Origin of the sequence: Butyrivibrio sp. INlla18 (assembly GCF_900103635.1) — a bacterium.
GTDB lineage: Bacteria > Bacillota > Clostridia > Lachnospirales > Lachnospiraceae > Butyrivibrio.
This window is the reverse complement of record NZ_FMXK01000009.1, coordinates 143,180-164,230: the sequence shown is the minus strand read 5'-3', so window position 1 is coordinate 164,230 and position 21,051 is coordinate 143,180. Positions and strand designations below refer to the sequence as shown.

Below are 21,051 nucleotides of genomic sequence, written 5' to 3'. Positions count from 1 at the left end.
GAGGGCGAACTCTCAGCAGTAAAGAGTTGTGAAGAAATACAGAAAATGTTAATCTTTTCATAGGCGGAAGTAGTGGTTTTGTTTTGGTGTGGTAACTTAAACAATACTCCTTTTAGGAGACACTATCTACCGCCTTTCTTAAAAGTAAAAACGCCGCGCCACAGCCTTGGCAGGCCGTCGCGCAGCGACTTAGTTCAATCGGAAGATAATCCTACAAAAGACAGACAAAGATTTAATGAGTAGAAAGAAAAATCAGAGTATTATTTTTGATCGCAGTTATTCAAGTTGCCACCAGCCGCATACAGTAGCCCTGAGCTTTCTACCGTACGCAGCAGGTAAACAGCAACTCGTTCTAGAAATGCCACAAACACAGCACTTAGGACATTGAAAAAGTTCTCAAAGAGATGAGAATATCTGCAGTTGCAGATTTCAGAAACCCACAACCATCTGGTTGTGGGTTTTTTGTTGTCAAAAATAGTGTAGAATATAAACATGACATATAGATGACATGTTTGTGCTTGTATGATAATTATAGAAGGTGATCAAATGAAGATAGACAGACTGATCGGCATACTATCAATTCTTTTGCAAAAAGAGGTGACGACAGCTCCGGAGCTGGCTGAGCATTTCGAGGTGTCTAGAAGAACAATAAACAGAGATATTGATACTCTTTGTAAGGCAGGAATACCAATCAAAACGACCCAGGGAGTTGGAGGCGGTATAAGCATCATGGATGGCTATAAGATGGATAGGACTCTTTTGACATCCCGTGACATGCAGATGATCCTGGCGGGACTACGAAGCCTTGATAGTGTTAGTGGAAGCGGATATTATGGGCAGCTTATGGAGAAGCTCCAGGCAGGTTCTTCGGAGTTTATCAGCGGTAGGGATTCTGTCCTTATCGACCTGTCTTCTTGGTACAAGACATCGCTGGCTCCAAAGATATCTACTATTCAGGATGCGATAGAAAACAGGCATCTTTTGACCTTCCACTATTATGCTCAGGCGGGAGAAGGAAAACGAACTATTGAGCCATATTATGTAGTGTTTAAGTGGAGCAGCTGGTATGTCTATGGATGGTGTCAAAAGCGCAAAGATTATCGTCTATTTAAATTAAACCGCATGGATAAAGTGGTTGAAACGGATAAAGGATTTGTCTGCAGAAACGCTCCATTACCTGATCTGTCTACAGAAAAGATATTTCCTGGTGGAATCAAGGTAAAAGCGCTGTTTTCAAAGGATGTAAAGTGGCGCCTGGTGGAGGAATTCGGACCAAATTGTTTTACGGAAACAGAGGATGGTAGACTTATGTTTACTGCGGATTACACGGACTCAGATAATTTGATCACATGGATAATGACCTTTGGAGATAAAGCAGAAGTGCTTGAACCGGTAGAAGCCAGGAGGCAGATTTCAAAGATGGTACAGAAAATGGCGACGATTTACAAGGAGGAATAAAGACATGGCATTCGATTACAAGAAGGAGTACAAAGAATTCTACATGCCTAATGACACGCCTTCCATAGTGACGGTTCCGAAGATGAACTATATTGCCGTGAGAGGCGTTGGTGATCCCAATGAAGAGGGCGGAGAGTATAAGCAGGCTATAGGTCTTTTATATGCGATCGCATTCACTATCAAGATGAGTAAAAAAGGCAGTCATCAAATCGAGGGCTATTTTGATTATGTAGTACCTCCATTAGAAGGCTTTTGGTGGCAGAACGGAGTAGAGGGAATAGATTATGCTCGTAAAACTGATTTTAACTGGATATCTGTAATACGTTTGCCGGATTTTGCGACAAAGGAAGATTTTGATTGGGCTATTGCAGAAGCTACAGTCAAGAAAAAGGAAGATTTTTCCAAGGTGGAATTCTTCTCTTACGATGAGGGACTTTGTGTCCAGTGTATGCATGTTGGTGCCTATGATGACGAGCCTGCAACAGTGGAATTGATGCATAAGTTCGCGGAAGAGCAGGGATATGTTTTAGATATCACAGAAAATAGATTGCACCATGAGATTTACCTTAGCGATGCAAGGAAAGTGGTGCCAGAGAAGCTTAAGACGGTTATCAGACATCCTATTAGAAAGGAGAGCTGAAGATGGAGTATATAAGAGTATCCCAGGATAATCTTGAAGAAGAACACATCTGTTGTGCTATATCAAACAATAAAGATATACAGGTTTCATCCAAGAAAGCCTGGCTTGCTGACAGATTTGATGAAGGGCTTGTTTTCTTAAAGAGTGTCGAACGCGGTAAATGCTTTATTGAATATATCCCGGCAGAGTATGCGTGGAATCCGATAAATGCACCGGAATATATGTATATCGATTGTCTGTGGGTTTCAGGCTCTTTAAAGGGGCATGGCTATTCAAGTGATCTTCTTAATGAGTGCATAAAGGACAGTAAGGGAAAGGGGAAGAAGGGAATTTGCATATTATCTGCTGCTAAGAAAAAGCCATTCCTTTCTGATCCAAAGTTTCTAGCATTCAAAGGCTTTCAAGTTTGTGATCAAGCCGATAATGGAATCCAGCTGTGGTATCTGTCCTTTGAAAAAAGTGGTGAAACGCCATGCTTCAAGGAATGTGCAAAGCATCCTCGTATCGATGAAAAAGGATACGTACTTTATTACACGAATCAGTGCCCATTTAATGCCAAGTATGTGCCTGTTTTGGAAGAGACTGCTAAGAACAATGGAATACCGTTTAGAGCGATCAGAATAGAGACCAGAGATCAAGCTCAGAATGCTCCAACACCAATTACCACATATGCACTGTTCTGTGATGGGGATTATGTAACTAATGAGCAAATGAATGATAAGAAGTTTTTAAAACTGGTCAATGCAAATCTTTGATATTAAGCATGCTACGGTAAGCGAGCATATTAGCAATATTCTTAGCTTAGGAGAGCTTGATGAGACTTCTGTCGATTTTTTTGACAAAAGTGTAATACTTGAAAAAGCCTATAAATATGCTATTATATCATTAACAGAGTTGTCAGGTGCGAGTAACACTTGGGACCTAGCCGAGCGCGGAGCTTGGCTATTCTATTTTTATATGGGTGATGCACAGCCTTATAAATGAGCGAGTTATGTAGTGGATGCGCTATGGAATCTTTAGATGCCCATGGTAAAAGAGAGTTCATGCGTGAACTCTCTTTTTGAGTTATTGTATTGGTTTACGAGGTGATTATATGTGCGACGTAAAAAAATATAGTGATATATATAAGGAAATTGCAAAACTGAATCCTAAGGATACATTGCAGCTAGTTCTTGAAAGCGAGACTGATGAAGAAAAAGATTTCTACGAGATGGTAGGAGATTTTTTGCTACAAAGAAGGCAAAAAGAAGTTGTTGAAAGGAATCTTTTTTGAGTAGATGAAAAAGTTTACTATAGTTGCAGGAGTCAATGGCGCCGGAAAATCTACATTGTATCAGTTGGACCCTGATCTTAAATGTGAAAACAGAGTAAACGCTGATGAAATACTTAGGGAATCCAATGGCGACTGGAAGAATATATCTGATGTTTTTAAGGCTGGAAAAAGAGCAGTAATACTTCTTAATTCCTATATCGAAGCAGGGGTGAGCTTTAATCAAGAAACAACTTTATGTGGAAATTCTGTAATCAGAAATATTCAAAAGTCGAAAGAATGTGGCTATTTAATTGAACTGCACTATATTGGATTAGATAGTGTTGATATTGCCAAGGAGCGTGTTGCAAAAAGAGTATCTCATGGCGGACATGGTGTAGCCGAGTCAGACATAGAAAGAAGATATACTGCGTCATTAGAAGCTTTTTGGAAAGTGCTTCCGCTTTGTAATCTTGTGGCGGTATATGATAACACTGAGGATTTAAGGAGATTCGCGATTTATAAAGATGGTAGTCTTGTGAGATTGTCACACAAAGTTCCTGGCTGGTTTACCAGAAAAGAATAGTAAAGTTGCCGTCAACCGCATACAGTAGCCCTGAGCTTTCTACCGTACGCAGCAGGTAAACAGCAACTCGCCCTAGAAATGCCCAAAACAAGGCACTTAAGGCAGCGAAAAAGTTCTCAAAGAGATAATCGTTTCACAACGTACTACGTCTTTGGACAATCAAATACGACTTATTACACCTCAGGACAACTGTCTTGGGGTGTTTTTGTTATGTCCTTATGTTGTTAAGTAGTTGGCTAGTAAAGCGCAATAATGATATTACATTTTGCGCTTTAGGGTTGAATTTAAAGCGCAACAATGATATTGTAAATAAAAAACTAAGGACGAGGCTATGCGAGATATAGACAAAATAATTGAAGATGACGAAAATCAGGTGGTTGAATGGAAAGAGTCATGGCAGGATAAGTATCTAGAGTGGATCTGTGGCTATGCCAATGCCCAGGGTGGGACTCTCTACATAGGAGTTGATGATAATGGCAACGTTATTGGATTAGATTCAAAGGTACAAAAGAAGCTATTAGAGGATATTCCAAATAAAATTACTGCAGCATTTGGGATAACTTGTGATGTGAATCTCAAGTCAAAAGATAAAAAGAAGTATATTCAGGTTGAGGTAAAAAAATCGCGATTACCTTTAAATCTCCATGGAAGATATTATTACCGTACAGGAAGTGTAAAGAAGGAGATTACAGGATTTGAGCTAACTGAATTCATTATAAAAAGCACAGGAACGTCATATGACGCTATGGTTTCTGACATAACTCGTGATAAGCTGACGTTTGAAGCGTTCAAGAAAAGATATCTTGATGTATTGTCTGGTAATCACGATTTTGAAGAAAATCTTATTAGCTTTGGATTGATGCAAGAAGATGGACAAATGACAAATGCAGGTGTTTTGTTTGCTGACCAATGGAATATTCATCATTCAAGAATGTTTTGTACAAGATGGAATGGCTTAGATAAAGCGGGTTCTGTTCAAGATGCTCTGGATGATCTGGAAATTACTGGTAGTTTATTATCACTCTTTGATAATGCAATGGATTTTGTTAGAAAAAACTCTCACAAAGGATGGAGAAAAGACAAAGATAAAAGGGTAGAATTGCCGGATTATCCAGAACGTGCAGTAGAAGAAGGATTAGTTAATGCACTAATTCATAGAAGTTATTTGCAGACAGGAGCTCATAGCCAGATTGATATTTATGATGATCGAATGGTTATTACTAATCCAGGAGGAATGTATGATGGTTCTGAGGTTCAATTACTAGATTTGAGACATGTCCCTTCTAAGCTTAGAAATCCGATACTGGCCGATGTTTTTGGACGCTTACGTTTGATGGAGAGAAGAGGAAGTGGATTTAAGAAGATACTTGATGCCTATGAATCTGAAGAAAGATATACAGATAATTTAAAGCCAGAGTTTTATACTGATGGCTATAATTTCTTTCTTACTCTATGGAACTTGAATTATGCTTATGATAAAGCGCAAAATAAAGCGCAAGTTAAAGCGCAAAGAGGTACTTTATCTGATAGAGACTATTTATTGCTCCTGATTAAGGAGAATCCAACCATAACACAAGAAGAATTGGCAAATATTATGGGGAAGTCACGAAGATCAGTACAGATGTTGATGAAGCAGCTGATAGAGGATGATGCTATTGAAAGACTTGGATCTAAGAAACAGGGAACATGGATTTTAAAATGAAAAATACTATGAAATGAGGAGTGGCATATGCGAACAATAGACATAATTAATATAATTGCAATAATAGTTTCCCCGGTTGTTGCAGTAGTTGTTGGCCAGATTTTACAAGACAGGAGAAAGAAGCGCTCTGATAAGATGGAGATTTTTAAAACACTAATGATAAGTAGAGGTTTGGGCTGGTCTACAGAAAGTGTTAAGGCATTGAACATTATTGAGGTTGTTTTTAGTGATGATCAATCTGTATTAAATCAGTGGAAGATTTATTATGATAGATTGTGTGTAGAGAATCCAAATGAAATGGAACTTTCAAAGATTAAAACGGAAGGGGATAAACTCCTTGATGTTATGGCGAAATCATTGGGATATAAAGAAAAAGTCACCTGGGAGACTATACAGAAACCATATATTCCCAAAGGGTTATCGGATAATATTATTCAACAGCAGCAATACCAAAGTGCACAGTTAGATATAATGAACGCTGCTAGTATATACTTTCAGCAGATGAAAAATGAAAGTCAAAAATAGGAGAGGACAAAATGAGATTGAGGTATTGTGGTATAAAGTGAAAATATTTAACTATGTAAATTTCAGAAATTAGTTCTTGTGAACAGATAATTATGACAACGTACGGTGTATTTAGAAGGTAGATTTGTTGCCACCAGCCGCATACAGTAGCCCTGAGCTTTTTACCGTACGCAGCAGGTAAACAGCAACTTGAAGGAGAAATGCCTAAAATACGGTATTTTCACTTCATTAATAGTTCTCAAAGAGATGAGAATATCTGCTATTGCAGATTACAGAACCCCAGGTTATTGTACCTAGGGTTCTTTTTTTATCTAATGAAATTGAGTATGATATATACAATGATATAAACTGCATAGGAGCACATAATAGCAGTTCTAGGTCCTTTCCAAGGAGAATTATATGAAAACAAGAGAAGAAGCACTTAGCTACGGCTTATCATTTCCAGATACATATCAGGAAGCGCCATTTCGTGAACAAAATTGGCAACTTGTTCGTGTGAAAAGAACTAAGAAGGCCTTTTTATGGACCTATGAGAAAGATGGATATATCAATTTAAATCTTAAAGTTGATCCAGAATGGCGAGATTTATGGAGAAGAACATATAAATCAGTGCTTCCAGGATATCATCAGAATAAGGAACATTGGAATACAGTGATTCTAGATGGTTCAATTCCTGATGATGTCATAAAAAGAATGATTGCCGAGAGCTATGATCTTGTTACAGATTCTCCTACAAAAAGGATATATGAGGCAGTAAAGAAAATTCAAAAAGGAAAAGTCGCTACGTACGCTGATGTAGCTGAGCTGGCTGGAGATAGAAAGATGGCCAGAGCAGTTGGAAATGCACTTCATAAAAATCCAGATCCGAGCACCATACCATGCCACCGCGTAGTCAATTCCAAAGGAGAACTTGCTGGAGAATATGCTTTTGGTGGAGCGTGGAAACAGGCTCAGATACTTGAAAGTGAAGGTGTTGAGATCATCGATGGAAAGGTGAATCTGGAAAAGTACAGAATATAAAAGACATCATAACCACAAGGGGAAGGACTAGTATGAGAAAAGAATTGTTGGCGGTATTTAGCGGCTTTCCAGAGCATCATTTCTCAAAGGAGATTGCTGAGCGTCTTAGAACAGAACTTAAGAATAGGAGAAGCATCGTGTTTATCACAGCGTGTCCGCTAGATTATGAGCAAAATGATGATGACTGTGATGGCATGTATGAGATGTTTGTAGAGCAGGGCTTACCGTTTGAAAAGCACTGCGTGATCGATAAGCGCACAGAACCGGGTAATGCAAAAGAGCTTGTGGAAAATGCGGATTGTATTTTTCTGATGGGTGGCGGAGCCTGTGAGGAGCAGCTTGATCTTATTCGTGAAAAAGGCTGCTATGATACCTTGACTGATTGCCATGCCGCTATATTTGGCGTTAGTGCTGGCTCTATGAATATGGCCCGTAAGACGGTGGATTTCTTTGAATCAATGGAAGCGTTCGATGGAATAGGATTCACTAACATCACAGTTAGCTGTCACCATGACCTAGAAGAAAAATGGCGCTATGAGCAGACACTTAGGATGTCAGAGGACCGCACAGTTTACGCCATGGAGGATATGAGTGCCTTTTTTATCAAAGGAGGCAAGGTAGATACTGTAGGAACAATCTACAAAGTTAAGGACAGAAAGCTCAATAGGTTAACTGAGGAAGATATCAAAGAACTTGAACAGGACGAGTTTAGACGAGTATTCGATACTATCCCTGAGCAGTTCGATAAATTTCGTCCAAGATATAGTAAAGAGCTTTTTAACTATCTGATCGAAGAAGCCCAAATTGGCCCAGGTAAACGTGTTTTGGAAATCGGTCCAGGAACGGGACAAGCTACGGAGCCTGTGCTTCGAACTGGCTGTGAGTACCATGCAATCGAACTTGGAGAACATCTTTATCGTAAGATGAAAGAGAAGTACGGGAAGCTATCAAACTTCAACATTGTGAATGATGATTTTATTACACATGATTTTGGTGATATGAAGTTTGATATGATCTATTCGGCTGCTACAATTCAGTGGATACCTGAGACAGTGGCATATACAAAAACATTCGATCTTCTAAAACCAGGTGGAACGCTTGCTATGCTGATTACCAGCTCAGAGTATAAATCAAGCAATGAGTTGCTGTATGCGAAGATCCAAGCCTTGTACGATCGTTACTACAAGCCAGATATTCCTTATATGCACGGAAAGTTCCGATATACAGCTGCTTCTGAGTATGGCTATACTGAGGTTACACGTCACGATTTTAAAGGTCAGCGCGTATTTACTGCTGATGAGTATGTGTCATTTTGTGGAACCCATTGCGATCATATAGTGCTTTCAGAACCGCTACGAACTGAGTTCTTTGAGAAACTTAGAAATTCGGTGCTAGAGGCTGGAGACCGAATTGTTTTTAACGATACATATGTACTGTATCTAACTAAAAGACCGGATGGGGGAGAATTTTATGATTAAAGTAAAAATATCAGATGATTATGCAGTTATCAAAAGCTTATTTACTGAGTATTCTCAAATTAAAGGAGCCGAAGGATGCTTTGTTTCTTTTGATAAAGAAGTGGCGGATCTAAAAGGTTTTTATAAAGATGGAGCAATACTTGTTGGATATGAGGACGATGAACCTGCTGGTTGTATAGCTATTAAGAAGATAGATGAAACGAAATGTGAAGCCAAGCGTTTGTTCATAAAACCAGAATACCGAGGAAAAGGTTATGCAAGGATTCTACTCAATTCAATGCTAGAACAGGCACGTACGCTAGGTTATGAGTTAGTAACATTTACTACAAGACCAGATGTAATGAAAACTGCTTATGAATTGTATAAGCGCATGGAATTTGAGGAGATTGGATGTAATGACGGAGTAGTCTCAATGAAAATTGCATTGTGATTTTTACTTTATTCTGCTAGTATGATGATGCTATGACTAAAGGTTCGATCACTAAAAATTTAATACTATTTGCAATACCGCTTTTCTTCGGACAGCTCCTGCAGCAGCTTTACAACGTTGTGGACTCAGTTGTTGTAGGAAATGTTCTGGGAAAAGAAGCACTGGCTGCCGTTAGTACTACCGGTAGCCTTATATTTTTGATGGTAGGCTTTATAAATGGTCTGTTCATGGGCAATAGCGTTATCATCGGTAAAAGATATGGAGCAGGCGACAATGATGGCGTTAAGATAGCGGCTCATACTGGAATTGCCTTTGCTATTGTCATGGGATTAGTAATGACAGTTTGGGGATATTTCTTTACGCCAACGCTTCTAAAGTGGATGGGCACGCCAGCAGACGTAATGCCAAGTTCAGTTCTGTATTTCAAGATATACTTTTTAGGCGGTCTTGGTAATATCCTTTACAGTGCATGCTGCGGCGTATTTCAGGCAATGGGAGATTCCAAAAGACCTCTGTACTACCTGATCGTCAGCACAGTCCTTAATACTATACTTGATATTGCCTTTGTAAAGTTCTTGGGGTTTGGCATAGGAGGTGCAGCTCTTGCAACAGTTATAGCTCAGTTTGTCAGCGCAGTTCTAGCTTTTACTAAGCTCACTATGGTGGATGGCCCTCACAGGATCTATTTGAGGCAGCTTAGGATGGATAGAGTTACCTTGGCAAAAGAGCTGAGGATAGGCTTTCCAACTGGAATACAAAATAGCGTTATTGCTATCGGAAACGTAGTTGTGCAGTCAAACATCAATGCTTTTGGTTCTGTGGCAATGGCAGGCTGCGGAAGTTATTTTAAGCTTGAAGGATTTGTCTTTTTACCTATCACATGCATGTGCATGGCTCTTACAACCTTTGTAAGCCAGAACCTTGGAGCAGGTGAGGTTAAGAGAGTTAAGAAGGGAGCTGTTATTGGAAGTGCCATAGGCATCTCATGTGCAGAGATCATAGGAGTAATAGTATTTGCTTTTTCACCTATACTCCTTCGCATGTTCTCAAGTGAAGCAGAGGTTCTTGCAATAGGAACAACCCAGGCAAGGACAGAGAGCTTTTTCTACTGCCTACTTGCCCTTAGCCACTGCCTTGCTGGCATATACAGAGGAGCAGGTAAGACAACAGTACCGATGATAGTAATGTTATCTAGCTGGTGTCTTCTTAGAATAACCTACATCACTATAATCGTGCGCCTTATTCCTGTAGTAAACGTGATATTCTGGGCTTATCCACTGACATGGTCAGTAAGCTCAATAGTATTTATCATTTATTATTTCAAAGGAAAATGGCTTAAAGTAGGAGTAAATTAATTAGAGAACAGCAGTTGCAACCGCTATTAAGACGGTTATAGTCACAACAGAAACTACTGTTGTGACTGCAATTGCAGATGCCAGGACGCTTGTGTCCATGCCTTTTTTCTCAGCCTGGATCATTGGAAGATTTCCAACAGGAACTGCTGCCATAAGGCACATGCCAAGGATTGCTGTCTTGTCAAAAGACATGCCTTTCATGATGATCACAACGATTATAGGAAGGATGATCATTCTAAGTACTATGAATACCCAGATCCTCCACTCCTTCAATGAACTCATAAAGCTTGATCTAGCGATTGATACCCCAAGAAGAAGCATAGAAAGAAATACAGTGGAATTTCCTACATACTCGATAGTGTTAGCAAGTATAGGTGGAAGCGTTACGTTAAACCAAAATACCACAAGGCTAAGTACTGCCATGATGGTTCCTGGAGTGATGATACTTTTAAGAGAACTACTCTTTTCCTCAGCACTATCAGAGCCGCTTCCAAGGACTGTTACGCCGTGGGTGTAGAATAGTAAGCTGTAAAAGATGTTGATAACTATGACGTACAGGATAGCGTTTGGTGGAAGGATTGCCTTGGCAACAGGAATTCCCAGAAAGCCTGTGTTAGTGTAGACACACATAAGGTTGTAGAACTTGCGCTTGTCAGTCTGTACATGTAAAAGAACTGGTAACACGAAGCCAATAACTACAAGTACCGCATAGAATGCCACTCCAAGACCTGCTGCATATAAGAGGTCCTTATGCGTAGCTGTTATATTTCCTCCAAGGATTGATGCCATGATAAGCGCAGGATTACAGATATCAACTACGATTGCAGATACCTTCTTAGAGGTAATCCCATCAACTGTGCCATTTTTCTCAAGTAATATTCCAATAGAAACTAAGAGGCAGATAACACCCATCTGCTGCAAGATTATCGATAAACTCATATTTTTCTCCAAACAAAAAACTTAATATTTCCCTATCAAGCCATAATTGTAGATGCTCTGTATTTTTTTGTAAATATGACATTTTTGATGTTTGGCATTGCATTTGTAATTTTTAGTGTTGACACATTATTGTCTGTCAATTATGCTTACTACTAATAATTTTTCAGAAATTGAGTGACAAGTAGGAGGAGTAACAATGGAACTTATTAGAGTGCAGGATTCAGATTACAGGAAGACATACGAGCTTTATATGACTTTTCCTGAAAACGAGAATGGCTATATCAACAACGTATATGGCTATGATTACGATCAGTTTCTGGGATGGATTGAGAAAAAGCGTAACTGGTCTATGGGAAAAGATTTGCCAGAGGGCTTTGTTCCAGATACAACCTATGTTTTATCAGATGAAGGAAACTATGTTGGTGTATTCAACCTCCGTCACTACCTAAATGATTTCTTACGTGAAGGCCCAGGACACATTGGCTACTGCATGTCTCCAAAGTACAGAAATAAAGGCTATGCTACAAAAGGCTTAGCTATGGCCCTTGCTAAGGCTAGACAGATGAGCATTCATGAAGTATACATGTCAGTAAACAAAGATAACCCAGCCAGTCTCAAAGTTCAGCAAAAGAACGGCGCTTATATTCATCATGAGGATGATAAACAGTACTTTACCAGGATCAAAGAGTAAAAGGAGGACAGTTATGGATAATTTCGTAGATGAGAGAGATTACAAGTTAATAGAGACCGATAGATACACATTCTTTGTTTTGAGCAGGATACTTAAGGGTAAGTGTGATCTGATCCTTTCAGACCACGAGAGGCTTATCATATGTTTCTCATGCGCCCCATTTCCTGTATGGATCTGGACTCCAGATGATATCACAGAAAAAGAGCTTGAGAATGCCTACAAGGTAGTTGCAGAAAATGGACTTTTAGATGGCAAGCACAGTTTTAACGTCAAGTACAAGCTTGCAGAGTTCTTTATAAATAAGACAAAGGATACACTCTTGCACCTCACCGTCAAGACCAATATGTTTGCCTATGACTGTCCTAAGGTAAAAGAGCCTTCTATAGCAGCAAAGGGAAGCGTATACAAGCTTACAGAAGCTGACGAGGATGAGCTTGTGGATTTCATAGAGGCTTTTCACAATGAGCTTAAGCTTGATCAAAGAGACAGGACGTTCTACAGAGAGTCAGCCAAGGCTGATATTGAAAGCGGCAAGATCTTTTTCTGGAAAAATGATAGAGGGGAAAATGTAGCAAGCTGCAAATATAGGGTAGATGATGGTCTTGGATGTATCAGCCTTGTGTATACAAAGCCTGAGCAAAGACGTGGTCACTACGCAGAGAATCTTGTAAGTAAAGTATCCCGCCTTGCAGAAGCAGAGGGACTTACACCAATGCTCTATACAGATGCTGATTACGTTGCATCTAATGCCTGCTATGAGAAAATTGGCTACATCAGAAGAGGAGAGCTTTGTACTATCGGCTAAAAAATGTTAATCTGTATAAGTGGGCAGAGCCCATGAATATTGACTATACAGAGTAACAGAGAGAAAAATATGCGAAAAGTATTTATTGTTGAGGATGATGAAGTAATAGCTACTCAGGTCTCAAAACACCTTGAGACCTGGCAGATGAAGACAAAGGTGGCTCAGGACTTTCAGAATATCATTGAAGAGTTTAATGAGTTTAAGCCAGATATTGTTCTGATGGACTTAAAGCTCCCTGCTTATAACGGATTTTACTGGTGCGGAGAGATCAGGAAGCTGTCCCAGGTGCCTATAGTATTCGTGTCATCAGCTGATGAGAATATGAATATCGTAATGGCCATGAACATGGGGGCAGACGATTTTATATCCAAGCCCTTCGACCTGCAGGTGCTAACAGCCAAGCTCCAGGCAATACTTAGAAGGAGCTATGGCGAGAGCATCTCAGTTCATGAGCTAGAAGTAAAGAACGTGAAGTTAAACCTTGATGATACATCAGCGTCCGTGGGGGATGAGAAGCTTGAGCTTACCAAGAACGAGTACCTTATATTAAAGACTCTGATGGAGCAGGCTGGAAAAGTAGTTTCAAGAGAGAGCATCATGGAAAAACTCTGGGGAGCAGATGAATTTGTGGATGACAATACTCTTACAGTTAATGTTACCAGAATCCGCAAAAAGCTTGAAGCTGCCGGCGCAGAGGATTTCATAGCTACTAAGAGAGGACTGGGGTACATCGTTGGGGAATAAGAGCTTTTTTGAAAACAATAGAATTTACATAATATGTAATGCAATTCTTTTGCTGATATTTACTGCAGTATGCGTGCTATACCGCATGGCAGCAGACTTTATCTTCTATGGAATCTCTTTTATCCTGATGGTGACAGCGGTGGCATGCATATTGAATAATCGTGCCATCAAGGCTTCTAGTAACAATGAGCCAGTAAAAGAGACAGATGATGACAGCGCAAAGTGGGAAGCTATCAGGGAAAAAGAAGACTTTTTTGCCCTGTGGGCTCATCAGATAAAGACTCCAATTGCAGCCATGAAACTCCTACTTGCAGACGAAGAGCCAGATATGGGAGATTGCAAAAGAGAGCTCTTTAAGATTGAGAATTATGTGGAAACGGCTCTTAACTACCTTAGATTTGAAGGCATGTCAGGGGATATGCTGCTTGAAAAGACAAGTCTTGAGCCTCTTGTAAAGCAGGTAGTCAAAAAGTATTCCACAATCTTCATTCACAAGCATCTGTCAGTTGAACTTGAAAACCTAGATATCACCATACTTACAGATGAGAAGTGGCTATCCTTTGTACTTGAGCAGGCTCTTTCCAATGCCCTTAAGTACACCAAGGAAGGCGGTATCAAGATATTTACCAGAATCCCAGAAGAGGGCGAAACATCAGCTGATACCGAGATAGTCGTAAGAGATACCGGAGTTGGCATAAGTAGTGAGGATCTTCCAAGGGTATTTGAGAAAGGTTACACAGGTTACAACGGCAGGATGGATATGAAGGCCAGTGGCATAGGTCTTTACCTTTGTAAGGGAGTTTGCGACAAGCTGGGCCACAAGATCCGCATAGAATCAGAGGTCTCCAAGGGAACAGACGTTGTGATCACAGTGTGTAAGGAAAAAGTTAATATAGGGAACCTTACAAAAATGTAAGATTACTAAAAGGAAATGTAAGCTATTAAAAAGGCAAGGCATTTCCTTTTTTGTTATCCTTGTTATTGTCAAGAGACGAAAGCATGAGCGAAAGCCCATGAGATCACATAGAAAACAAATTCGGAGGAATGAAAGATGTCAGTATTAGAAGTTAATCACGTTAAAAAAGTATATAAGACAAGAATGGGAACAAATTCAGTTACAGCACTTAAGGATGTGCACTTTAGTGTTGAGAGAGGCGAGTTCGTTGCGATCATGGGTGAGTCAGGAAGTGGTAAGACAACTCTTTTAAATATCCTTGCAAGTCTTGATGTGCCAACAGCAGGTAAGGTTCTTGTAGATGGTAAGGATTTCTCAGCGCTTAAGGACGGCGAGAGAGCCATCATGAGACGTAACAATCTGGGGTTCATCTTCCAGGATTTCAACCTTCTTGATAATTTCACTATCGAAGATAATATCAAGCTTCCGCTGGTTCTTGCTGGTGAAGATTACAAGACAATGGATGCTAAGGTTGCTCCCCTGGTAAAAGAGCTGGGAATTGAGCAGCTTTTACACAAGTATCCCTATGAAGTATCCGGTGGTCAGAAGCAGAGAACAGCAGTAGCAAGAGCGCTTATCACAAATCCTCAGATACTTCTTGCTGACGAGCCTACAGGAGCGCTTGATTCTAAGGCTGCTACAAATCTTATGCACCAGCTTAGAGACATTCACAAGAGTGGTCAGACAATCCTTATGGTTACTCATAGTAATGTAGCTGCAAGCTACGCAGATAGAGTAATGTTCATCAGAGACGGCGAAGTATTCCACCAGATCTACAGAGGACAGATGAGCAGAAGCGAGATGCTTGATAAGATCTGCGAGTCAGTTACAGTACTCATGAGGGGAGGAGAGGACAGTGAATCATAATCTTCTGGGAAACCTTGCTCTTACAGGGCTTAAGAATAACAAAAAGGCAGTGCTTCCTTACATACTTGCAAGTGCCTTTACAGTAATGGTGTTTCATATATTGGTATCTCTTATTGATAGCAAGTACATCATGAGAGATGGCGTAGCTGCATTTAAGGGAGCCAATTACATCGTTCGGTTTGTTTCTATCGGTTCTATTGTAGTTGGAATCTTTGCAGTGATCTTCCTATTTTACGGCAATCAGTTCGTAATGAAGGGCTACAAAAAAGAGATTGGATTATATGGCATTTTAGGACTTAGCAGAAAAAACGTCTCAACAGTAATGGCTCTTGAGAGTCTTATAATAAGCGCTTCATCAATAGTTCTAGGCGTAGTAGCCGGAGCATTCATGAATAAGCTCATGGTTCTTTGGATCTACAGGATCATCAAACAGCCATTTGTAAGAGGAATGGATTTTTCACTTAGAGGAACAATGCTTACTGTGATCTTTTTTGCAGTTGTTTTTGGAATTTGTCTTATCCACAACCTTCTTACAGTAAGGCTTGGCAATCCAATAGAGCTTTTAAAGAGCGATAACATAGGTGAAAAGGAGCCCAAGGTAAAGGTAGTTCTTTTGATCATCGGAGCCATAGCTCTTTTAGTTGGTTACAAGATGGCTCTTTCTACAGACAATACATTTGTTGCTCTTGGAAATCTCTTTAAGGCAATGATACTTGTAACTATCGCAACCTACGCTCTTTTCATTGCAGGCAGCATCTTTGTACTTAAGATGCTCAAGAAAAACAAAAATTACTATTACAAAACAAAGCATTTTATCAGTGTTTCAAATCTGATGTACAGAATGAAGCACAACGCAGCAGGTCTTGCATCTATCTGTATCTTATCTACCGGAGTTATTCTTCTTTTGGTTTGCTCAACAGCTCTTTTTATGCTAGGTGAGCAGAATATCAACTCTATGTTTAGAAGAGATGTGGTAGTACGTGATATAAATGATGGAGATGCTACCCTTGATGAATATGACGCAGTTGTCACAAAAGCGGCAGAAGAGGCAGGGTTAAGGGATTCTGACAGAGTTGTCAGAGAATATTTCATGGATATCTGCGTTGTTTCTCCAGATGGAAGCTTTGAGTGCTATACAAAGGGTAACTACGACTTTACTTCTATGAGAGTTTTATATGTCATAACCCTTGATGAATATAATCTCTACACCGGAGAAAAAGAGACTTTGGGTGCCGGAGAGATCCTTAGATACAGTGCAGGTGCCAAGGTAAAGGCCGGTGAGAATTTCAATATATACGGTTCAGATTATAAGATCAAAAAGAAGATCTCATCTAAATGTCTTGAAGAAGTATTCGACCCATCAATGTCTCTTTTTGATGAAGAGATAATAGTTATTGCAGATAATGCAGAAAAGGAAAAGCTTCTTTCTCAGAATCCAGAAAGCCTTGTTGGATTTGAGCAGGTTTATGTTGGCTTTAATGTGCCAAAGGATACAAGCTATGAGCAGATCGGCATAGTGAAAGATACTATCTTAAAGGCTCCATTTGAAGCCAGTGTAACTTATAAGGAAGACGAAAGAAGCTCTTTTTACAGTATCTACGGCGGGATCTTCTTTGTTGGGATATTCCTTGCAGCTCTTTTCCTCATTGCAACAGTAATGATCATCTTCTACAAGCAGATGTCAGAAGGCTTTGAAGATAAAAAGAGATTTGAGATCCTGTCAAATGCAGGTCTTTCCGACAAGGAAGCTAAGGGCGCAATTAAGAGTCAGGTAATGCTCATGTTCTTTTTACCTGTGACAACAGCTATCATCCATATGTTAGTCGCAAGTAAGATCATAAGGCTCTTTTTGGGAATGATCCTCTATGTGGATACACTTACCTTTAATCTCGCGATCATAGTTGTGAGCCTTATATTCCTCGGAGTATACACACTTGTTTATAACATCACATCCAGGCAGTATTACAACATCGTTTATGGAAAGGAAGCATGAAATGAAAGTGCTTAAGAAAATCTGCAAGGTAATTCTTGCAATCATACTTACAATAGTTTTAGTTGGGTCTCTGGCAGCAGTCATAGCTCTTAATTACAAGACAGTCCTTGCTAGTCACAAGGTAAAAGAGGTTGTGGCTAGTGCACAGAAATTTGATGATATAAAGATACCTGAAAATGTACAGATCGTGGGCGTTGGCGAAGCAACTCACGGAAGCTCAGAGTTTCAGACACTTAAGCTTGAGATGTTTAAAAAGCTCGTAGAAGAAAATGGTTTTACAGCCTTTGCTCTTGAAGCAGACTTTGCTGACTGCCTTGAAGCTAATGAATTCATTCAGGGCGGCGAAGGAAATGCAAGAGATATCGTAAACAACATGAGCTTTAAAATCTATCATACAGTAGAAATGGCCAGGATCCTTGACTGGATGAGAGAGTACAACTTGTCAGTTCCAAAGGAAAAGAGCCTTAGATTCTATGGCTTTGATATGCAGAATCCTGGAAAGGGCGTAGAGTTCCTTAAGAAATATATGGAAGCAAGTGGTATTACTGGCATTGATATGACAAGCCTTGATTATTTTGTAGATGAAGAAAGAACAGAAAAGATAACAGAAGAAGATGCGACCAAGATTGGGGCTGAGCTTTCTGAGATCAGAAAAGCAGTAGAAGCTTTAAATGATTCCCAGCAGGATTTTGATACTATCTGCGCTATCAAAATAACTGAAAACATTGAATCAACGGTAGGCTATGTTTTTGCTGAAGACCTTGATATGTATGCATATAGAGATAAGGCTATGGCTGATAATGTCACATGGATTCTTGAACTTGAAAAGAAGCTTGGAAGCGGCAAAGTAATGCTTGCTGCCCATGATGGTCATATTGGTAAATTACCTCAGAGCCCTATGATGCCTGTCACTATGGGCGGAATCCTCAAGGAAAAGTATGGAGATGATTACTACAGCCTTGGAACAGATTTCTTTAAGGGTAAGGCCAATATCAGTGTGCTCAGCATTGTGTCTGAAGAGTATCAGAGAAAAGACTATTATGTCACAACAGCTGATCCTATCGCATATCAGGCAAAGTATATGAAAGATAAAAATTTTTATCTTGATTTTGGATCTCTTTCACCTGAAAAAGATAAAAAGCTCTATGACCTTGTACATTCACCTGTATCTATGGGAACTGTAGGAGAAGGTTTTACAGGATTATATTATATATACCATTCTGCTTACAGAATAGAGATGGCACCTGCAGACCTCTATGACGGCATGATCTATTACTATCAGGTACATGCCATAGTACCTCAGTATTAATAAATAAATCAAGGGGGCGCCTCATACAGGCGCTCTTTTCTTTTGCATTTTTTTATTCTGCAACATATAATTTTCCCTATGTGTTTTGATTTATATGAACATTTTGTTTTATATAGGAGAAAAGAGACTTTGGAAAAAGAATGTGAACAGATAAAAATCTTTAGACTACCCATTATTACATTTTTAATGCTTTCTTTTACTATTGGCAATGTAATCTTTTATGCTTCATTTGAAGATATGTATAGGATCATGACAAGAGAAACGGAGCTTTTTTTGCTTTGCGTATTTCTCATAGGAATACCACTTTGCTTCGTGATCTTTGAGATGACTTTTCTGATCACAGAGTCATTTAACAAAGGATTAAGGGGAGAAAAAAGGATAGATCTTCTGGTATTTGTTTTGGGAACAGCATTGGAATTATCGGGAATTCTGTTTTTGACTGACGGAGTGACTTGGTATTTTACCGGTGAAAGAACTGGTGCAATACCGTATTCTCCTGTGAATATTGATACTCTCCCTACTGTGGTGACATTTCTTTGCTTGAGTATTTTGGGGTACATCATTCTTGAATATATTCCAATGAAAAAAATGGCACCAATGGTCGCTATCTTAGCCATGTCAGCTATGTACATAGGCGATATAGTTCTTATGGTGCTAACGATACAGCTTCAGCCATCATATGAAGTTGCGCCCACAGCATTTTTTCAATATATATACATTCTCCCTGCGTGCTGGATCATGATAACTGCGAGAGTCATCATCGAAAAGATACATGAATGGAAGATAGTTATGGCACAAAGACCTGTACTTGATCAGGAAGGCATAGGAACAGCTCTTGAGGAAGCGCTTAATACTCCCCTTTCATGGCCTATCATTGCAGTACTTATAATGATTCCTTTATTTGCGGCTGTAGCTCTGATACTTGGAGCTTTTGGTCAGCCATCAGATGCAATAACAAGAGCGTTCACAGAGACTATCGGATGGACCTTTTCTAAATAAAGATTGTGCACTATCTAATTTGAATGTATAATTATAAAAACATTTGAAATGTGCATGCTTAGAGGAGGTTTCTATGAACGAAAATATTGTTAAACGTAACCAGCTGCTGGCACAGCAGGTTATCAAAGGAATTGAGTCAAGAAACATGAAGGGTTACTACGCAGCTAATAAGGAGGAAGCTCTTAAGATTGCTCTTGAGATCATTCCAGAGTCTTCATCAGTTACTATGGGCGGCGCAATGTCGGCTCACGAGATTGGACTTGTAGATGCTCTCAAGAACGGAAACTATAACTTTATCGATAGAGATAAGGCAGAGGATAAGAGAGCAGCAATGCTTGCAGCTTATGACGCTGATTACTTCCTTACAAGTGCCAATGCCATCACTGAAGATGGCGTAATGGTCAACATTGATGGCAACGCTAACAGAGTATCAGCAATTGCTCAGGGACCAAAGCATGTAGTTGCTATCGTTGGTATGAACAAGGTTTGTCCTGACGTTGACGCAGCTATGAAGAGAGCAAGAAACGTAGCAGCACCTATAAATGCTCAGAGATTTGGACTTAATACTCCATGTGCCAAGACTGGTTCTTGCATGAACTGCAAATCTCCAGACACGATCTGCTGCCAGTTCCTTATTACAAGATTCTCACGTCATGCAGATCGTATTCATGTGATCTTAGTAAATGACAACCTCGGATTCTAAATTTCTTTTAACTAAATAAATGAAAATTCAAAGGGCTTACAACCAATAAGATGGCTGTAAGCCCTTATTTTATGCGGCTTTTGAACGTTATCAAAATTTGGTAAAAAAATTTTTGAAAAAGTTATTGACATACTATGACAGCCGTAGTATATTTACTTCATCAGATATAGTACGACTGACGTAGTATGATAAACGTAGTACTACAGATGAAGTATATTATATTGAAACCAATCAATTGAATATAAAGAAAGGGAGTGATCCATGAATGATTGAGATCAGCAGCGATGTAATTCGCGGATACAATGACACGATCATATTATTTATACTCCTTGATGAGCCTTCATATGGATATGATATATCCAAGAAGATAAGGGCACTTTCGGAGGATAAATATATTATCAAAGAGACAACTCTTTATTCTGCATTCACCAGAATGGAAAAGAACGGATACGTTGAATCCTATTCACAGAGTGCAGAGAATGGCAAGAAGAGAACCTACTACAAGATTACAGAACTCGGCAAAAAGTATTATGAGGAAAAATGCCAGGAATGGCACCTGACGAAAGAAGTCGTCGAACATTTTATTAGAGGAGAACAGTGATT

Annotated in this window: 22 protein-coding genes; 21 read left to right on the top strand and 1 reads right to left on the bottom strand. The window is 39.5% G+C overall.

Annotation, left to right across the window (positions count from 1 at the left end; translation table 11 throughout):
• The first annotated feature begins 546 nt into the window (after nt 1-546).
• The 11 genes from BLS24_RS08070 (at nt 547) to BLS24_RS08015 (ending at nt 10,443) form a co-directional block, all read left to right on the top strand.
• The gene (locus BLS24_RS08070) at nt 547-1,458 is read left to right on the top strand and encodes a helix-turn-helix transcriptional regulator (protein ID WP_091757853.1); all 912 of its coding nucleotides are present in this window, start codon (nt 547-549) and stop codon (nt 1,456-1,458) included.
• Nucleotides 1,459-1,462: 4 nt separating this feature from the next.
• Nucleotides 1,463-2,098, top strand: a complete 636-nt coding sequence (locus tag BLS24_RS08065; protein WP_091757851.1) for a GyrI-like domain-containing protein — start codon at nt 1,463-1,465, stop codon at nt 2,096-2,098.
• Between the two features lie 2 nt (nt 2,099-2,100).
• The gene (locus BLS24_RS08060; protein ID WP_091757849.1) at nt 2,101-2,853 is read left to right on the top strand and encodes a GNAT family N-acetyltransferase; all 753 of its coding nucleotides are present in this window, start codon (nt 2,101-2,103) and stop codon (nt 2,851-2,853) included.
• Between the two features lie 338 nt (nt 2,854-3,191).
• Entirely contained in the window at nt 3,192-3,371 is a 180-nt protein-coding gene (locus BLS24_RS08050; protein ID WP_091757843.1) for a hypothetical protein, read from the top strand.
• A gap of 4 nt (nt 3,372-3,375) precedes the next feature.
• The gene (locus BLS24_RS08045; RefSeq protein WP_091757841.1) at nt 3,376-3,933 is read left to right on the top strand and encodes an ATPase; all 558 of its coding nucleotides are present in this window, start codon (nt 3,376-3,378) and stop codon (nt 3,931-3,933) included.
• A gap of 331 nt (nt 3,934-4,264) precedes the next feature.
• Entirely contained in the window at nt 4,265-5,635 is a 1,371-nt protein-coding gene (locus BLS24_RS08040) for an ATP-binding protein (RefSeq protein ID WP_091757839.1), read from the top strand.
• A 27-nt stretch (nt 5,636-5,662) separates the two neighbouring features.
• Nucleotides 5,663-6,160 (top strand): DUF6680 family protein, encoded by a 498-nt coding sequence (locus BLS24_RS08035; RefSeq protein WP_013280047.1) that lies wholly within the window; start codon nt 5,663-5,665, stop codon nt 6,158-6,160.
• A 399-nt stretch (nt 6,161-6,559) separates the two neighbouring features.
• Nucleotides 6,560-7,180 carry a methylated-DNA--[protein]-cysteine S-methyltransferase gene (locus BLS24_RS08030; RefSeq protein ID WP_091757836.1) on the top strand — a complete coding sequence of 207 codons (621 nt, stop codon included), beginning with the start codon at nt 6,560-6,562 and terminating at the stop codon, nt 7,178-7,180.
• A gap of 32 nt (nt 7,181-7,212) precedes the next feature.
• Nucleotides 7,213-8,658, top strand: coding sequence for a methyltransferase domain-containing protein (locus tag BLS24_RS15235; RefSeq protein ID WP_176764373.1), 1,446 nt, complete (start codon nt 7,213-7,215; stop codon nt 8,656-8,658).
• Nucleotides 8,651-9,088: a GNAT family N-acetyltransferase gene (locus tag BLS24_RS08020; protein WP_176764372.1), complete on the top strand. Its 438-nt coding sequence runs from the start codon at nt 8,651-8,653 to the stop codon at nt 9,086-9,088. The genes BLS24_RS15235 and BLS24_RS08020 overlap by 8 nt, the downstream gene beginning before the upstream one ends.
• Before the next feature lie 32 nt (nt 9,089-9,120).
• A complete protein-coding gene (locus BLS24_RS08015) occupies nt 9,121-10,443 on the top strand; it encodes an MATE family efflux transporter (protein ID WP_091757832.1) in 1,323 nt (440 codons plus the stop codon).
• Here BLS24_RS08015 and BLS24_RS08010 read toward each other — a convergent pair whose 3' ends face one another.
• Nucleotides 10,444-11,382 (bottom strand): AEC family transporter, encoded by a 939-nt coding sequence (locus BLS24_RS08010; protein WP_091757830.1) that lies wholly within the window; start codon nt 11,380-11,382, stop codon nt 10,444-10,446.
• A 196-nt stretch (nt 11,383-11,578) separates the two neighbouring features.
• Here BLS24_RS08010 and BLS24_RS08005 point away from each other — a divergent pair, with 196 nt between their 5' ends.
• From BLS24_RS08005 to BLS24_RS07960, 10 genes are all read left to right on the top strand, one after another.
• Nucleotides 11,579-12,073 carry a GNAT family N-acetyltransferase gene (locus tag BLS24_RS08005; RefSeq protein WP_091757829.1) on the top strand — a complete coding sequence of 165 codons (495 nt, stop codon included), beginning with the start codon at nt 11,579-11,581 and terminating at the stop codon, nt 12,071-12,073.
• Between the two features lie 13 nt (nt 12,074-12,086).
• Entirely contained in the window at nt 12,087-12,878 is a 792-nt protein-coding gene (locus tag BLS24_RS08000; RefSeq protein ID WP_176764371.1) for a GNAT family N-acetyltransferase, read from the top strand.
• 69 nt (nt 12,879-12,947) lie between these two features.
• Nucleotides 12,948-13,622 (top strand): response regulator transcription factor, encoded by a 675-nt coding sequence (locus BLS24_RS07995; RefSeq protein WP_091757825.1) that lies wholly within the window; start codon nt 12,948-12,950, stop codon nt 13,620-13,622.
• A complete protein-coding gene (locus tag BLS24_RS07990) occupies nt 13,612-14,538 on the top strand; it encodes a sensor histidine kinase (protein WP_242872255.1) in 927 nt (308 codons plus the stop codon). Before BLS24_RS07995 ends, BLS24_RS07990 begins: the two co-directional genes overlap by 11 nt.
• 135 nt (nt 14,539-14,673) lie before the next feature.
• Complete coding sequence (locus BLS24_RS07985; protein WP_091757823.1) at nt 14,674-15,444, top strand: ABC transporter ATP-binding protein; 771 nt, start codon at nt 14,674-14,676, stop codon at nt 15,442-15,444.
• The gene (locus BLS24_RS07980) at nt 15,434-17,437 is read left to right on the top strand and encodes an FtsX-like permease family protein (protein ID WP_091757821.1); all 2,004 of its coding nucleotides are present in this window, start codon (nt 15,434-15,436) and stop codon (nt 17,435-17,437) included. The genes BLS24_RS07985 and BLS24_RS07980 overlap by 11 nt, the downstream gene beginning before the upstream one ends.
• 1 nt (nt 17,438) lies before the next feature.
• On the top strand, nt 17,439-18,746 hold the full coding sequence (locus BLS24_RS07975) for an erythromycin esterase family protein (protein WP_176764370.1): 1,308 nt from the start codon (nt 17,439-17,441) through the stop codon (nt 18,744-18,746).
• Nucleotides 18,747-18,875: 129 nt separating this feature from the next.
• Nucleotides 18,876-19,745, top strand: coding sequence for a DUF6688 domain-containing protein (locus BLS24_RS07970; protein ID WP_091757817.1), 870 nt, complete (start codon nt 18,876-18,878; stop codon nt 19,743-19,745).
• A gap of 73 nt (nt 19,746-19,818) precedes the next feature.
• Nucleotides 19,819-20,448, top strand: coding sequence for a lactate utilization protein (locus tag BLS24_RS07965; protein ID WP_091757815.1), 630 nt, complete (start codon nt 19,819-19,821; stop codon nt 20,446-20,448).
• A gap of 265 nt (nt 20,449-20,713) precedes the next feature.
• Nucleotides 20,714-21,049: a PadR family transcriptional regulator gene (locus tag BLS24_RS07960; protein ID WP_071176677.1), complete on the top strand. Its 336-nt coding sequence runs from the start codon at nt 20,714-20,716 to the stop codon at nt 21,047-21,049.
• The last annotated feature ends 2 nt before the right edge of the window (nt 21,050-21,051 follow it).

Coding starts and splice junctions, on each gene's coding strand:
- BLS24_RS08000 (WP_176764371.1), top strand. CDS start 12,087: ATGGATAATTTCGTAGATGAGAGAGATTACAAGTTAATAGAGACCGAT.
- BLS24_RS07965 (WP_091757815.1), top strand. CDS start 19,819: ATGAACGAAAATATTGTTAAACGTAACCAGCTGCTGGCACAGCAGGTT.
- BLS24_RS08065 (WP_091757851.1), top strand. CDS start 1,463: ATGGCATTCGATTACAAGAAGGAGTACAAAGAATTCTACATGCCTAAT.
- BLS24_RS08005 (WP_091757829.1), top strand. CDS start 11,579: ATGGAACTTATTAGAGTGCAGGATTCAGATTACAGGAAGACATACGAG.
- BLS24_RS08030 (WP_091757836.1), top strand. CDS start 6,560: ATGAAAACAAGAGAAGAAGCACTTAGCTACGGCTTATCATTTCCAGAT.
- BLS24_RS08070 (WP_091757853.1), top strand. CDS start 547: ATGAAGATAGACAGACTGATCGGCATACTATCAATTCTTTTGCAAAAA.
- BLS24_RS08045 (WP_091757841.1), top strand. CDS start 3,376: ATGAAAAAGTTTACTATAGTTGCAGGAGTCAATGGCGCCGGAAAATCT.
- BLS24_RS08020 (WP_176764372.1), top strand. CDS start 8,651: ATGATTAAAGTAAAAATATCAGATGATTATGCAGTTATCAAAAGCTTA.
- BLS24_RS07985 (WP_091757823.1), top strand. CDS start 14,674: ATGTCAGTATTAGAAGTTAATCACGTTAAAAAAGTATATAAGACAAGA.
- BLS24_RS15235 (WP_176764373.1), top strand. CDS start 7,213: ATGAGAAAAGAATTGTTGGCGGTATTTAGCGGCTTTCCAGAGCATCAT.
- BLS24_RS08040 (WP_091757839.1), top strand. CDS start 4,265: ATGCGAGATATAGACAAAATAATTGAAGATGACGAAAATCAGGTGGTT.
- BLS24_RS08035 (WP_013280047.1), top strand. CDS start 5,663: ATGCGAACAATAGACATAATTAATATAATTGCAATAATAGTTTCCCCG.
- BLS24_RS08010 (WP_091757830.1), bottom strand. CDS start 11,382: ATGAGTTTATCGATAATCTTGCAGCAGATGGGTGTTATCTGCCTCTTA.
- BLS24_RS07960 (WP_071176677.1), top strand. CDS start 20,714: ATGATTGAGATCAGCAGCGATGTAATTCGCGGATACAATGACACGATC.
- BLS24_RS08060 (WP_091757849.1), top strand. CDS start 2,101: ATGGAGTATATAAGAGTATCCCAGGATAATCTTGAAGAAGAACACATC.
- BLS24_RS07975 (WP_176764370.1), top strand. CDS start 17,439: ATGAAAGTGCTTAAGAAAATCTGCAAGGTAATTCTTGCAATCATACTT.
- BLS24_RS07995 (WP_091757825.1), top strand. CDS start 12,948: ATGCGAAAAGTATTTATTGTTGAGGATGATGAAGTAATAGCTACTCAG.
- BLS24_RS08015 (WP_091757832.1), top strand. CDS start 9,121: ATGACTAAAGGTTCGATCACTAAAAATTTAATACTATTTGCAATACCG.
- BLS24_RS08050 (WP_091757843.1), top strand. CDS start 3,192: ATGTGCGACGTAAAAAAATATAGTGATATATATAAGGAAATTGCAAAA.